At 39.8% G+C, this 14,440-nt stretch carries 16 protein-coding genes; 6 read left to right on the forward strand and 10 right to left on the reverse strand.

Annotated elements, in window-relative coordinates; genetic code table 11:
* The first annotated feature begins 20 nt into the window (after positions 1-20).
* From BLS24_RS13790 to BLS24_RS13800, 3 genes are all read left to right on the forward strand, one after another.
* Positions 21-911, forward strand: a complete 891-nt coding sequence (locus BLS24_RS13790) for a TPM domain-containing protein (protein WP_091760401.1) — start codon at positions 21-23, stop codon at positions 909-911.
* A gap of 66 nt (positions 912-977) precedes the next feature.
* Positions 978-2,750: a GGDEF domain-containing protein gene (locus tag BLS24_RS13795; RefSeq protein WP_176764448.1), complete on the forward strand. Its 1,773-nt coding sequence runs from the start codon at positions 978-980 to the stop codon at positions 2,748-2,750.
* Positions 2,731-4,434, forward strand: a complete 1,704-nt coding sequence (locus BLS24_RS13800) for a GGDEF domain-containing protein (RefSeq protein WP_143015189.1) — start codon at positions 2,731-2,733, stop codon at positions 4,432-4,434. Before BLS24_RS13795 ends, BLS24_RS13800 begins: the two co-directional genes overlap by 20 nt.
* Before the next feature lies 1 nt (position 4,435).
* On the opposite strand, the gene BLS24_RS13805 is transcribed toward BLS24_RS13800, so the two are convergent.
* From BLS24_RS13805 to BLS24_RS13825, 5 genes are all read right to left on the reverse strand, one after another.
* Positions 4,436-5,020 carry a hypothetical protein gene (locus tag BLS24_RS13805; RefSeq protein ID WP_091760412.1) on the reverse strand — a complete coding sequence of 195 codons (585 nt, stop codon included), beginning with the start codon at positions 5,018-5,020 and terminating at the stop codon, positions 4,436-4,438.
* Positions 5,017-5,859, reverse strand: coding sequence for a metal ABC transporter permease (locus tag BLS24_RS13810; protein WP_091760416.1), 843 nt, complete (start codon positions 5,857-5,859; stop codon positions 5,017-5,019). Before BLS24_RS13810 ends, BLS24_RS13805 begins: the two co-directional genes overlap by 4 nt.
* Complete coding sequence (locus BLS24_RS13815) at positions 5,856-6,566, reverse strand: metal ABC transporter ATP-binding protein (protein ID WP_091760419.1); 711 nt, start codon at positions 6,564-6,566, stop codon at positions 5,856-5,858. The genes BLS24_RS13810 and BLS24_RS13815 overlap by 4 nt, the downstream gene beginning before the upstream one ends.
* Before the next feature lie 17 nt (positions 6,567-6,583).
* Positions 6,584-7,579, reverse strand: coding sequence for a metal ABC transporter substrate-binding protein (locus tag BLS24_RS13820; RefSeq protein WP_091760422.1), 996 nt, complete (start codon positions 7,577-7,579; stop codon positions 6,584-6,586).
* Positions 7,580-7,648: 69 nt separating this feature from the next.
* Positions 7,649-7,966 (reverse strand): hypothetical protein, encoded by a 318-nt coding sequence (locus BLS24_RS13825; RefSeq protein WP_091760425.1) that lies wholly within the window; start codon positions 7,964-7,966, stop codon positions 7,649-7,651.
* Between the two features lie 97 nt (positions 7,967-8,063).
* On the opposite strand from BLS24_RS13825, the gene BLS24_RS13830 reads away from it, so the two are divergent.
* Both BLS24_RS13830 and BLS24_RS13835 read left to right on the forward strand, forming a co-directional pair.
* Positions 8,064-8,609 (forward strand): chromate transporter, encoded by a 546-nt coding sequence (locus BLS24_RS13830; protein ID WP_091760427.1) that lies wholly within the window; start codon positions 8,064-8,066, stop codon positions 8,607-8,609.
* Positions 8,609-9,169 (forward strand): chromate transporter, encoded by a 561-nt coding sequence (locus tag BLS24_RS13835; protein ID WP_091760430.1) that lies wholly within the window; start codon positions 8,609-8,611, stop codon positions 9,167-9,169. The genes BLS24_RS13830 and BLS24_RS13835 overlap by 1 nt, the downstream gene beginning before the upstream one ends.
* A gap of 34 nt (positions 9,170-9,203) precedes the next feature.
* Here BLS24_RS13835 and ybaK read toward each other — a convergent pair whose 3' ends face one another.
* Both ybaK and BLS24_RS13845 read right to left on the reverse strand, forming a co-directional pair.
* The gene (ybaK, locus tag BLS24_RS13840) at positions 9,204-9,683 is read right to left on the reverse strand and encodes a Cys-tRNA(Pro) deacylase (RefSeq protein ID WP_091760434.1); all 480 of its coding nucleotides are present in this window, start codon (positions 9,681-9,683) and stop codon (positions 9,204-9,206) included.
* 27 nt (positions 9,684-9,710) lie between these two features.
* Entirely contained in the window at positions 9,711-10,589 is an 879-nt protein-coding gene (locus BLS24_RS13845) for an SPL family radical SAM protein (protein WP_091760436.1), read from the reverse strand.
* Positions 10,590-10,720: 131 nt separating this feature from the next.
* Here BLS24_RS13845 and BLS24_RS13850 point away from each other — a divergent pair, with 131 nt between their 5' ends.
* On the forward strand, positions 10,721-11,680 hold the full coding sequence (locus BLS24_RS13850; protein ID WP_091760439.1) for an AEC family transporter: 960 nt from the start codon (positions 10,721-10,723) through the stop codon (positions 11,678-11,680).
* On the opposite strand, the gene BLS24_RS13855 is transcribed toward BLS24_RS13850, so the two are convergent.
* The 3 genes from BLS24_RS13855 to BLS24_RS13865 form a co-directional block, all read right to left on the reverse strand.
* Positions 11,677-12,516 (reverse strand): AraC family transcriptional regulator, encoded by an 840-nt coding sequence (locus BLS24_RS13855; RefSeq protein ID WP_091760442.1) that lies wholly within the window; start codon positions 12,514-12,516, stop codon positions 11,677-11,679. The genes BLS24_RS13850 and BLS24_RS13855 overlap by 4 nt on opposite strands.
* Positions 12,517-12,580: 64 nt before the next feature.
* Complete coding sequence (locus BLS24_RS13860) at positions 12,581-13,528, reverse strand: amidohydrolase family protein (RefSeq protein ID WP_091760444.1); 948 nt, start codon at positions 13,526-13,528, stop codon at positions 12,581-12,583.
* 20 nt (positions 13,529-13,548) lie between these two features.
* Positions 13,549-14,421 carry an aminoglycoside 6-adenylyltransferase gene (locus BLS24_RS13865; RefSeq protein WP_091760448.1) on the reverse strand — a complete coding sequence of 291 codons (873 nt, stop codon included), beginning with the start codon at positions 14,419-14,421 and terminating at the stop codon, positions 13,549-13,551.
* Positions 14,422-14,440 lie beyond the last annotated feature (19 nt).

Consider the following 14,440-nt stretch of genomic DNA (forward strand, 5'->3'; position numbering starts at 1 on the left):
GTACAGGTGAATTTACTATTATGAATAAACTCAAAAAAGTATTTCTTTTGATAATCGCGCTTGTTGCGATCATATTGCCCAGCACAACAGCCTATGCAATTTCTGGTCCGCTCTGGGATAGTAATACTGTTCCAACCAGTAGACAAAAGGACAGGCTTCTCGATAACGCAGATCTTTTAACAAATGAGGAAGAAGCTGATATCCTTGCAAAGCTGGATGCTGCCAGCCAAAAATATAGATCAAATATTGTTATCGTAACCGTAGACGATTATCGTGATTATGGTTCTTATGGGGACATTCCACAAGGCTTTGCTGATGACTATTTTGATTACAATGGCTTTGGCGCTGACTACGATGATAGCGGAATTCTTTTCATGCTGAGCATGGAAGACAGATCATGGGCTTTCAGCACTTCAGGAACAGCAATCGACGTATTTACTGATTACGGTCAGGATGAGCTTATAGATACAATGCTCCCTTACCTTTCAAACGGCAAATACCATGACGCTTTTGACCATTTCATAAGCGCTACAGACAGATATTACTCCGCTTATGCAAACGGCAACGCAATTGATGTAAATAACGATCCAAAGACAGCAAAGGAGATTTTGGGTTATCTACCCCTTAGTCTTATCATTGGACTTATTCTTGCACTTATTCCTGTGCTGGCTATGAAATCTCAGCTGGATACAGTGCACATGAAGCCAAATGCAGCTGGATACCAGTCACATCAAGGGCTCAATATGAGGATACATGAGGACAGGTTCATCAGAAGCCATGTTTCTCATACTCCACGGCCTCAGAGCAGTAGCTCAGGCTATAGCGGCTCTAGAGGTGGCCATTATGGTGGTAGTTCCGTGCATCACTCAAGCTCCGGACACTCTCATGGCGGAAGTCACGGACATTTTTGATAGATAAGTGTTTTAAAAAAAACAAAATGACGATATACTAATTGTGAGATACTAGGAGATATGCTTGTGGAGATAAAGACCAAAATAAAAGCAGCTTCTTTATCAATTCTGGCTATCATCATAATTACTATAACCGTTATTGTTTTAGGAACTGCTAAGTTTAATACACCTTATGATCATCCTTTAGTTCAGCTGGATTCCGGCTGGACTATTTCTCGTGACGGCAAGTCACATCCTATAGAAAGTTTATCAACTGCAAGTATTGGTCTGGCAAACAAAGGGGATGTCATTTCTGTTAGTACTACAATACCTTCTATCGGAAACATCCCTCAGACCACACTTGAGTTTAGAAGTATCTTATCAACTGTAGATATCTATATTGATAACGAACTTATCTATTCTTATGGTTATGATTACACCATCAAAAACCTAATGCTTCCCAAGTTCCATCACTTCATTCCATTACCCAAAGACTCAGCTGGCAAAACAATAAATATTGTTTTTACTGCTACAGAAGACAATGCCTTTTCCAGCTTCTCACCTTTTTATCTTGGAAGCTATAAAGACATTTCTAATAAGCTTCTTCAGCCAAACAGACTTCCTATCGTTATCGGTAATTTCCTTTGTATGTTCGGTTTTGTTCTCCTTGTTTTATCACCATTTCTTATCTTTAGTGATAATCATGACTATAGCATCATGTTCAGTGCTCTAGTATCTATTTTCATGGGCTTTTACATCCTGTGTTACAACGACATCTTATGGTATGTATCAAATAGCCCTGCAGTTTATACATTCTTGGAATATGTATCTCTTTTCCTTATTCCGCCATGTATCATTGGATTTATAATATCCACCAAGCAGGTTAAAGCTCTTGGGATCGGAAAGGCACTTCTTTCAATAAATCTTGCTTTCGTCTTGATCACATTTGTATTACATGCTACAAATCTGCTTCATATCTGTCACTTTGTAACAAGTTTCCACCTTTTAGTTGTGTGTGAGGCTCTATTCTTTGTGATTTCACTTGTTCATGCCATAATCATAAGACGCAAAAAAGCTTCTGATAACGGTGTAGCCTCCATGTCAGCCACTATGCTGATTCTAGGCCTCATCTGCTTCCTTACTTGTGCTATTACAGATATTATTCTCTTTAATCTGCTAAAATACGGTTCAACAGGTGAATCTAGTGCAACGATCAACTTCACTACAGTAGGCGCTCTTCTATTTATGATCTGCCTGTTCCTTAACTATTTCTTCCACTGTATTGAATATATCAGCGAGCTCACCACCAAAAAGCATTTGGAAGGTCTTGCTTATTCAGATGCTCTTACTGGACTTTCAAACAGAACAAAGTGTGAGCTTGTCTTTGCTGAGCTAAAAGGCGATTACACCATCATCAGTCTTGATCTTGATTACCTTAAATATACTAACGACAACTACGGCCACCTTGAAGGCGATAAGCTTATAAGCGGCTTTGGAAATATTCTTAAAAACAGTTTCACTGATGCTAGCCTCGTAGGTAGAATGGGCGGCGACGAGTTTATTGTCATCCTGCCTTACATTGACACTGAGAGAACAGAAAGAGATCTTAGCTGTATGTCTGATCTCATGGCTTATGAATCCTCTAGGGAAGTACATATCAAGTACTCTGCTTCCTGGGGATATGCAAACAGTAAGGAGCGAAATCTTCTCAAGGTTGTTACTCCTCAGAAAGTATATCTCCTTGCTGATTCACGCATGTATGAAATGAAAAAAGGTCATCACAATCAATCACTTTCAAGACTTTATGACGACCTTTTGAAAAATCTTTCAGGAAAGGCTGGTGATACAGAAGATGCTTAAAAAATACCGTGCGCCAGCTATATTCTCAGCTGTAATAATCATAGTGCTTGTTGTAGCCTGCCTATCACTGTTAAATGTACATCCCAAGAAGGAATACACTCATCTAGAGCATGGCTGGTGTGTAACAATTGGTGAAGAGTACTTTACTGGCAAAAACATTGAGCAGTTGTACCAGCTTCATCCAGGCAAGCTATATAGAGGAGATGTGATCACTGTATCTACTACTCTTCCAAATCTAGGATATCTGGAATTTCCAGCGATCATTTATAAGAGTAAGTATACTACTTTGGATTGTTACCTTGATGATGAACTGATCTATTCATTTGGAAATGAAAACTTTAAAAATGGCGATTTTGTAGGACGACTCTACCATATCATTCCTCTTCCAAGAGAGTATGCTGGCAAGACGCTGACATTCTATATGACAGTTACAGAAAATAATCCTGTCACCGACCTTGAAGCTCCTATTCTTGGAAATCAGGCAGATATTGAAGGCAAGCTTATCCATGCAAACATGTTTGTAATATCAACAGGAATATTCATGTTTATATTTGGAGTCATATTCCTGTTTGTTTCACTGATCTTTGCATCTGCTATTCCTACCATCACAGCCCAGATCGTGGAATCTTTATTATGCATGAACCTTGGCGTATGGCTCCTTAGTTATTACAACCTCTTCAACCTGTTCTATTACACACCGCTCGAAACCCAGCTTGAGTACTTTACACTGTACCTCATCGTGCCATACTGCTACCTCATACTTTTCTTTATTCAAGATGTTGAAAAAAAGACTATATTCCTCACAGTAGCAGCACTTAGTACAGCCCAGGTTATAATACAGCTGATTCTACAATTTGCTATCAACATACACCTTAGAGAAACTCTTGCTGTATACCATGTAAATGCCTTGATCGGTTTTGGCTTTATCATTTATTTTGCCCGCAAGAATATCAAGAACAAGAATACTCCTGCATCGACTGTAGTGCAGATGCTTGGACTGACAGCTTTTTCTATAGCTCTTTTGATCCATCTGTTCTTCTATGTACTTGATAAGGCTCATATCAGAACTGACTTCTTGATCAGAAATACTATCATTTGCTCTGGTTGCCTGATATTTGCCACAAGCATGCTGGCAAACTATTTCCTTTATATCACCAAGAGCTACGCCGAGCGAAAAGAGTCCGCATCACTATCTCATCTTGCTTATGCCGACGGACTTACTGATCTGCCTAACAGAGCCATGGCTGATAAGATGTTAAAAGACCTATCAAATGTGACAACAGACTATTGCATAATAAGTATCGATCTAAACGGACTAAAGACTGTAAACGATAAATTTGGCCATCCTTCTGGAGACCGCTATATCAAAGACTTTGCCAAAGTTCTTACTAGTACCTTTGGCGAAGAAGATTTCATAGGAAGAATTGGAGGAGATGAATTTGTAGTTATCATCAATGACTCCTCTTCAAAAGATATTATCTCAATGATAGAAAGGATGAACAGCGCTCTTAACGTAATGAACGCCATTTATCCTGAATATCACCGAAGCGCTGCTGCCGGATTTGCATTCCTTCATGAAGTACCAGTTAATGACTCCCATGAAGTATATCTTCTTGCAGATCAGCGAATGTATGAGCAAAAGAGACAGATGCACGAAAAGCTCGGCATCAATGTAAGACTCTAAATTAACCTTTTATAAGTTTTGAATTTCTGAGGGTGCAGTATTCTGCGCCCTCTTCTTCATATACATCAAAAACTCCCTGTACAACTACAGTATCACCTTCTGTTGGGTAATCATCCGGATATGAATAATCGCTTGTAAGCTCAAACTCAACGCCTTGAGAACAGCACTGGGTAGCATCCATGATAAAGCAAGCCAGATATCTTTTACCTGTTGCCTGGTCGAAGTATTCTGTATATATGCCTTCCATTCTAATGGTCTTGCCAATAAAGTTCTCCGGATAAAACATCATGTTGTAGACCTGACTGTAGACCATGGTACTTGAAAGAGCTGTAAGATCCACATCAACGCCGTCAATGCTGCTGAGCACCACGCTACTGTCTACCTCTTCTGGTAATGGAATAGATGAAGTAGATGCTGACGCACTTGTCTTTTCTTCTAATACATCGCTTACTGAAGACGGACTTGAGACCACCTTTTTGGGCTCATTTGAAGTCTCTTTTTCCTCGCTTCCACAGGCGTTAATTGACATTGTCATAGACGCTAACGCCAACAAAATCGCAAGTTTCTTGATCACTTTTTTCTTCATGCTCTTCCTCCCACAAGCTTTCCAGCAAGATAGCAGATTGCAAATGCTACCGCATCTGCTGCCACAATCGTAGATCCAACTGGTGTTCCGGCAAGGATCGATATTATGATTCCCGTAAAAGCGCACACTACAGAAAGAATTGCAGCGCATACAGTAACTTTCAAAAAGCTCTTAAATATGCTCATAGCCGACAAAGCTGGAAATATCACAAGGGCTGAGATAAGCAGTGATCCCACAAGATTCATTGCAAGCACTATTATCACTGCGATCATTACCGCGATCAAAAGGTTGTATCTTTTGGTATTAGTTCCAGTTGCTGATGCAAAATTCTCATCAAAGGTAACAGCAAATATCTTGTTATAGAGAAAAACAAAAACAACAACTACAATGATAGAAAGCACCACGCAGATAACAACCTCTTCCAATGTAAGAGTCAAAATTGATGTGGAGCCAAAAAGCGTACTACACACATCACCTGTTAGATTCGAAGATGTTGAAAAGATATTCATAAGGAGATAACCAAATGCTAGTGCCCCTACAGATATCATGGCTATCGCAGCATCGCCCTTTATCCTGGCATTTTCGCCGGTTCTCAAAAGAAGTACTGCGCTTATTATGGTAATAGGCAGTATCAAAGCCATCTGATCAGCCATCTTAAGAACGCTTGCTATTGCCATTGCTCCAAAGGCAACATGTGAAAGTCCATCTCCAATATAAGAAAACCTTTTAAGCACTAGCGTAACTCCTAGAAGAGACGAAGACAGTGCGATGAGAACGCCAACTATTACGGCGTATCTAACAAATGGATATTGAAAATAAAATATAAGCTTTTCTATCATTTGTTTTCACCATCCTTCTGACTTAAAAAGAATCTTCCTTCATCACTTTCCAAGTACTCTTCCTTACTTCCAAAAAATATCTCTTTTCCTATGTGGAGGATCTTAGTGGCATACTTAACTGCTGCCCCTATATCATGGGAGATCATGATTATAGTGATACCGCTGTCATTAAGTTTTTTTATCACCTCATACATTTCAAGTGTTACCTTAGGATCAAGTCCTGCCACGGGCTCATCAAGTAAAAGAACCTTTCTGGTGGCGCAAAGAGCTCTTGCAAGAAGGACTCTTTGCTGCTGTCCACCAGACAACTCTCTATAGCAGCGGTCTTTATATTCTGTAATTCCCATGCGTTCCATATTTTTTCTGGCAATTTCTTTTTCTTTTTTGCTATAAAAAGGTCTAAGGCCCATTTGTCCCTGACATCCGGATATCACTATCTCTTTTACCGAGGCAGGAAAATCCTTCTGGATGACTGTCTGCTGAGGAAGATATCCTATCTCTTTTGACAAAAGGCCATCACCAACAAGGACCTCTCCTTTTAACGGCTTTTGAAGTTGCAGGATGGTCTTCATAAGAGTAGATTTTCCAGAGCCGTTTTCTCCTACAATACAGAGATAGTCCCCTGCTTCTACTGTGAAATTTAACCCATCCACAACAGTCATATTTTCATATCCAAGGGATAGATCCTTAATTGTTAGTAATGACATTTTTCCCTCCTAGCCCTTTATTTAAGAGCTTCCTTTAATACCTCAAGATTACCCTCCATAACTGAAAGGTAAGTTGTTCCGTTTGCCACATCCTCAGATGTTGTAGCCTGCATAGAATCAAGTGTTAAGATGTTCTGATCCTTAGTCTTTGTGTTGTCTCTGATAGTCTCTGCAATCTTATGGTCCTTACCTTCAATTGTCATGATGCTTGAAAGTGAAAGCTCATCAACTTTACCAGCAAAGAATGTGATAGTCTCAAAGCTAGCCTCAGTCTCAGCTGAGCATCCAACAAAGGCTGCATAGTAGCTAAGGCCATAATCATCAACCATATATCTAAATGGGAATCTGTCCCCAAATAAAAGAGTCTTATTAGAAGCCCCATTCACAACTTCTTTATACTGTTCGTTAAGATCACTTAACTTCTGACTGTAATCAACAAAGTTCTTATCGTAAACGTCCTTATTGGCTGGATCAACGCTTACCAAGGCCTCTGTGATCTTGTTGCAGATCTTTTCAGCATTGCTAAGTGAGAGCCAAACATGTTCGTCATACTCAATCTCTTCCTCTTCAGAATCGCCGTCTTCACCTTCTTCATCTTCGGCCTCCATTCCCTCTACAACCTCTTCTTCCTTGATCTCATCTGCGAGAATATCAAGAAGATCGATCACGATCATATCCTTGTTAGTAGCTTCCTTAAGAGCATCATCAACCCATTCATCTGACTCGCCGCCGACGTAAATAAATACGTCACAGGTTGAGATCTTCATGATATCTTCAGCTGTTGGCTGATAGCTGTGAAGATCTACGCCGTTATCAAGCAGCATAGTAACTTCTGCTGCGTCGCTATTCTCACCAAGAATAGACATAACCCAGTCGTACTCCGGGAAGATAGTTGTTACAATCTGAAGCTTATCGCCTGAAGTTTCTGAATTTACTGATGCTGTATTTCCGCATGCACAAAGAAGGCTTACCATCATGATGGCAGCGCAAATAATAGAAATATACTTTCTCATAATATTCCTCCGAAAAATATTAAATTGTCTGTTTGTTTTTTGGAAAAAAGATCTGGAATAATGAGGAACTTAATTATTTAGACGTACCTTGAAAGATACTAAAGTGTTAGATAAAAAGCCACCTTTAAATGACTGAACAGTTTTAGAAACAGCAAAGATAACTGCAGCGATAGCGATAAAAAGAATTACGCCTGTACTGATCTGATTAACAAATGCTTCGCACTCAGCAATACACTGACAGATAGGGCACTCCTCACCAGTACAGTCATGATGATACTCGTTTGCAATATAAATGTTAGAAAAGAGCATGCCAATTAAAAGCATTGCACCAACAAAAGCTGCAATACCGCTGCGCATATAGTTTTTCTTATTATCTGCGCTATGCATGTTTATCTCCTTTCTTATATCTTTGTCTGATTCTTATTTTACTATAACAGATGTGTCAAGCCTTCTTCGTGATATAATACATAAGCGAGGTAGACCTATGAAAAAGATACTAGAACTTTTTTTGACTTTCATGAAGATAGGCGGATTCACATTTGGCGGAGGTTATGCCATGATTCCACTTATTCAAAGGGAAGTCGTTCAAAATAAAAAGTGGATAAAAGAAGAAGACATCCTAGAAATTGTAGCTATCGCAGAATCAACGCCTGGCCCTATTGCCATAAATGCCGCTACCTTTGTAGGCTACAAAGTTGCAGGTTTTGCTGGCGCTCTTGCAGCAACTGTTGGCGTTGTATTTCCTTCTTTTTTGATAATTCTTATCATCTCATATGTACTCAAAGAATTTGAGAGCTTCAAAGGTGTTCAGTATGCCTTTAACGGAATACGTGCTGGCGTCCTAGCTCTTATTATCAAAGCTCTTTTTAACATGTACAAGCAGTGCCCTAAAAATCTATATGCCTATATCATTATGGGAGCTGCCTTTATCTTAGCAGCCTTCCTCCATGTAAGCGTTTTGATCGTGATCATCGCTTGTGCTCTCTTTGGACTTATTACTTATCTTGCAGATGAAAGGAGGGCTAAATAATGGAGCTTTTGATCTTGTTTTGGACCTTCTTTAAGATCGGCGCCTTTACCTTTGGTGGTGGATACGCTATGCTCCCTCTTATTCAGGAAGAAGTCATTAAGCATAACTGGCTTGATTCCAAGGCGCTTGTTGATTTCATCGCAGTAAGCGAGAGTACTCCTGGTCCCTTTGCAGTAAACATTTCAACCTATGTTGGAAGGGAAGTTGCTGGAATTCCTGGTTCTATCTGCGCAACCTTGGGCGTTACTCTTCCATCATTTATCATCATTTTGATCGTAGCTAAGTGCTTTGAAAAATTTAAATCAAGTAAGATCGTAAAGGGATGTATGAGCGGTCTAAAGCCTGCTGTAGTGGGACTTATTGGAACTGCAGTTATTTCTGTTTCCAAGACTGTATTTATTCCTGATGGATTTAGCCTTGCTATCTTTTCTGATATAGGCTTTTATGTATCTGCAGTGATCTTCATCATATGCCTTATCCTTGCATTAAAAAAGCTACACCCAATCCTGATAATATGCTTATCAGCTGTACTGGGTATAGCTTGTGGATACTTATTGTGATCATAGGGATGTCAGCTTTACGCTGGCATCTTTTTTAATCTGTGCACACATCTGCGTAGGATACTCTTACTACCTTCTCAAGATCTTTTACCGCAAGCTCTACCTGATAGCCCACTTTACCTGCAGAGAAAAAGATCTCTTCAAAATCCTGTGCTGTCTCATGGATAGTAGTTGGGAATGACTTCTTCATTCCGATTGGAGAACAGCCTCCATGCACATAACCTGTAAGTGGCAAAAGCTCTTTTTGTGGAATCATTGAAATTGACTTCTCAGAAACAGCCTTTGCAGCCTTTTTAAGATCAAGCTCTCTTTTAACAGGAATTACAAACACATAGTACTGATTGGATTTGCCCTGAGTTACAAGGGTTTTAAAAACTTTATCTGCATTCTCTCCAAGGATAGCTGCAATCTCTTCGCCAGACATTGTAGCATCTGGTTCATACATGTGGCTCTTGTAGTTTATCTTCTTGCCATCAAGAACTCTCATTACATTTGTCTTATCATCTTTTGCCATTGATACTGCCTTTCTACTTCTAAAAAATTATATATCAAACAGACTCATCTGCTGGTACTTCTCTGGAAATTCGCTCATATACTTAAAGCAAGCATCGGGCTTTGACATCATGCCGTGTTCGTTACAGATTTTGTAGAATAATGTCATCAGCTCTTTTGCCCTGGGGCTTGGCACCTCATAGGCATTTCCATATTCACTAATATACTTGTGCTTAAGGCCTGGAAAATGTTTATCAAGGGCTTCGTAGTAATACTCTCTGTCACCTTCTCTAAGAGTAAGTCCCATTCCAAAATCAATGATTCCCTTAACGCCAACTCTTGTGCACTCTTCAAGTATAGACCTAATATTCTCTTCTGTGTCATTTATATACGGAAGGATCGGACACAGCCACACAATAGTTGGAATGCCTCTCTCCTGCATCTTGGCAAGAACTTCTATACGCCTCTTGGTATTGCAGACATTTGGTTCAATTATCTTACAAAGCTCATTGTCGTAAGTTGTAAGAGTCATCTGAACTACGCATTTAGTGGCTTTATTGATATCATCCAAAAGATCTATATCTCGCAGGATCCTGTCTGACTTGGTCTGTATTGCTAGTCCAAATCCATATTGATAAATTTTCTCAAGACATCTCCTAGTAAGTCCAAGCTGCTCCTCACAGTGCATATATGGATCAGACATTGCTCCTGTTCCTATCATACACTTTTTTCTCTTGGACTTAAGAGTCCTTTCAAGGAGCTCTGGTGCATTCTGCTTAACTTCAACATCTTCAAACTCATGAGTAAACTGGTAGCACTTACTTCTGCTATCACAATAAATGCAGCCATGAGTACATCCTCTGTAAATGTTCATGCCTACTTGCCCATTGTTTCCAGTTAATATACCTTTTGCGTCAACAAAATGCATTCTGCGCCCTCATAAGTATAATCCGTCTTTCTTGCCCATAATTATAACAATAATTTCTTCATCTGTTCTAGGCTCTTTTTAAGTGGTATTGTAATATACAAATGTGATGAACAAATGAAGGTGATACCACTATGGAAAACTTAGTCTTTAGCTTAAACGCAACACTGCCTATATTTTCCCTTATGATCTTGGGATATATATTTAATAAAATTGGACTTATAGATGACAAAGCAGCTTCATGGATGAACAAATTTGTTTTTAAAGTAGCTCTTCCAGTCTTGTTATTTGAAGATCTTGCTAAACAGGACTTCGCCGGAACCTGGGACGGTAAATTTGTCCTTTTCTGCTTTGTTGTTACTATTATCAGCATCGCTGGAATATATCTTTTATCTCGCGCACTCATCAAGGATACAGGTAAAAGAGGTGAATTCGTGCAGGGAGCATATAGAAGTAGCGCCGCCCTTCTTGGAATCGCCTTTATACACAACATTTATGGTGAAGCTAGCTCCGGCATGGCTCCACTCATGATACTCGGAAGCGTTCCTCTTTATAATATTTTTGCTGTAACAATTCTCATGTTTACTGCTGAAGATAATGGAAATGAAAAAGACTCAAAGAAAATATTTAAGAAAACTGCTAAAGGAATTATCACAAACCCTATAATTCTAGGCATTGCAGTAGGCCTTTTGTGGTCTCTACTTCAGATTCCTATGCCTAAGATAGGCGAGTCGATTGTAAATAATATAGCAAAGCTCGCAACTCCTCTAGGACTCATGTCTATAGGTGCGACCTTCGATTTCAAAAAGGCTGCAAAGGACGTAAAGCCAGCCCTTGCTGCTACATTTATCAAGTTGTTCTTACTAGTTGCTATCTTTATTCCGGTAGCTGTAAGCTTCGGATTTAGAGGTGAGCAGATTGTGGCACTTCTTGTTATGCTTGGCTCTGCCACAACTGTAAGCTGTTTTATAATGGCTAAGAGCATGGGCCATGAAGGAACACTTAGTAGCAGCATCATTATGATGACAACCTTTGGATGTTCCTTCTCTCTGGCCTTTTGGCTCTTTATGTTAAAAACATTTGGAATAATTTAATTCTTCTTTTTTACAGGTATGCAGATCTCACTGACATAATCCTGAGATGTTGGATCTCCTGGAAGATAATTTTCCAGATCCACATCTGGAATAAGTTCATACTCTGCAACAGGAAGCCACTCTTTATAGATTCTCTCCCACATTGCCTGTATTGCATCTGGAGATGATCCAACGCATTTAAAGATTGCCCAGTCATACTCAGGAACATGGATGATCTCAAATCCCTCTGGCACGCCCTTTACATCTGATGCCTTGCATCCAATTCCATATTTAAAAACATTTCCATTAGTCTTGTTCTGAGCACAAACTCCAAGATAGCTTGGCACCTTGCTATACTCCTTATTTGCAAAGTACTCATTCCAAAAAGCTGGAATCTCCTTCTCACTTGTCTCAGCATTAAAATCCTTTGCGTGCACAAGCAGATCCATTGACTCCCATTTTTCAATTTTGTATTCCATGATACTACCTCCTTCAATTGTAATCCGGACGGTATACCTGCTCATGAACTGAATAGGCTCTCCCTTTTTGGCCTGCGCAGGTGAAACACCATGAAACCTTGTAAAAGCCTTAGTAAAGCTTTCTGGTGAATCGTAACCATATTTAAGTGCAATATCTATAACCTTCTCATTTCCTTTTGCCAGTTCAGATCCAGCCTGAGACAATCTTCTTTTTCTAAGATACTCCGCTGGAGTCATTCCTGTCAGTAAAGTGAACGCTCTCTGGAAATGAAATGCAGACAGATTAACACTCTTTGCTATATCAGCAAGTGTAACTTCATTAGTCAGGTTCTGCTCCATATATTCTATTGCATCATTGATCGTCCTTACCCAATCCATCGGTATCCCTCCTTTCACTATTGATTCTAAGGTTATACCCAAATACAATCCTGTCTTTTATTGCTTAATTCTGTCGGATAATTATTAATCCATTCTTTCTGATATCGTCTAGTTCCTCTGCGCTCAGACAGCCACTCTGATATAGCCTTAAATATTCCTTGGATACATCAGAATCAAAAATTAAGACATCGTCTGAATTGATAGTCACATCTACGCCTTCACGATATAGCTCAACAATAGGATGTGTCTTTAAATCAGCCACTCTTCCCAAAAGGTAATTACTAGATGGCGTGATATTCAGCCTGATATGATTATCTACAAGAAAACGTATAACTGAAGGATCACTCACAGCTGCAATTCCATGCTGCACCTCTTCAAGCTCAAGCTCCTCCACAGCTCGTCTAACATCTTCTGCTGTTCCCCACTCACCAACATGTGCCTTAAGCCTTAGTCCTTCCGCCTTGGCTCTGCGATAAATTGATTTGAAGTTTTCTATTGGCTGCGCCAATTCATCTCCATATAGATCAATTGAATAAAAAGCTTTACATCCCCAGAAATAAGATAAGCAATCCTCTAAATATGCTATATCACAGTGCCTAGACATTCCTATCTGAAGTCTCAGTTCAATATCTGGAGCAATTTCTTTACGCGCAGTTTCAAACGCTTCCACAAGTTCATCTATGTCTCCATGGAAAAACTCTCCAAGTCCCCATACATCTTCGCCAATTTCAAGGATGCTGACTCCATCCTCTTTTGCCTGCTCAAACGTCGCTCTTATGAGCATCTTACGACCTTCAGTTAAATTAAAATAATTCCCTATATTCTCTGCATTCCAAGAATGCATCTCATCCATTGAATTAAGTGGCTTAGTTATTGGCTTTATATCTCTTCCAGTCTTTTCTAACAAGAACCTTCTACTTCCACCAAGTACAAAGTGATTATGAAGGTCGGCTTTTGGGCATCTCCTGATAGCCTCGAGATTACCTTGTTTTAATGCCTCTACAAAATCCATTCTGTCCGTCACCCATGTTTTCAGAAAATGCTTGCCGCGTTTTCATCCATTTCTTTCACAGTACTGAAGTATTTGAAACTATTATCAGCTTCCTGGCTGTCAAAGACGAAATTGCCATGTTCTGCCACCAATTTTGAAACATCTATGAACAGCCTGCACATAGATTCCACGGCGCTCCACATGTCGTTAACATCGGCGCCGCAATAAGTATCCAGATACTTCTGCCACTCTTCCTCAGAGAGCCATTTCTTCATATACTTTCCGGATTTACCGACGCTGACAGAATAACCTGTCAGTTCTCCTATTTTCCAGGAAAGCATCTTTTCAAGCTGCTTTCTGACCACGAAGTTCAACATATCCTGTGCATATGTCACTTCTTTTCTCCAAAGGCCCTTTGCGATATTGTTAAGGCACCACCAGAATTCGTTGCAGACGGCCGCATACTGTTCCTTTGACGGCCGATGGACTAAATAAGTTTCTTCCGATGCCTCGGGAATCGGCGGAAGAATTCCATCTTTATCAAGCAAAATCTTGCACAAGCTGTCTTCCGTAACATTTTCCTTTGCATGTGGGATCGATTTCACAGTAAGATCCAGCCGGTTCCCATCCGTGAAGATCATAAGCCAGCCATAGGAGTTTTCTTTATCACTCGGATAATCCGGATGTTCGTCCGGATACTGCATAAACAAGATATCCCCGAATCTTTTGATCCACTCCCTGTCCCTTATAAAGGATCCGGTTTCTTCTACGACATAAACAATGTCATAATCCTGAAAAATATCCTTTGGTGCATTGGGATTGGTTCGTGATCCATTCATATAAACAGCTCGGATTCTGGCATCTTCCTTCGCTGTACGCAGGATCAGTCCCATCATATCTTTCTCTGTGTGCATTTATCATTTACCTCGCGTT

The organism is Butyrivibrio sp. INlla18 (assembly GCF_900103635.1).
Taxonomy (GTDB): Bacteria; Bacillota; Clostridia; order Lachnospirales; family Lachnospiraceae; genus Butyrivibrio.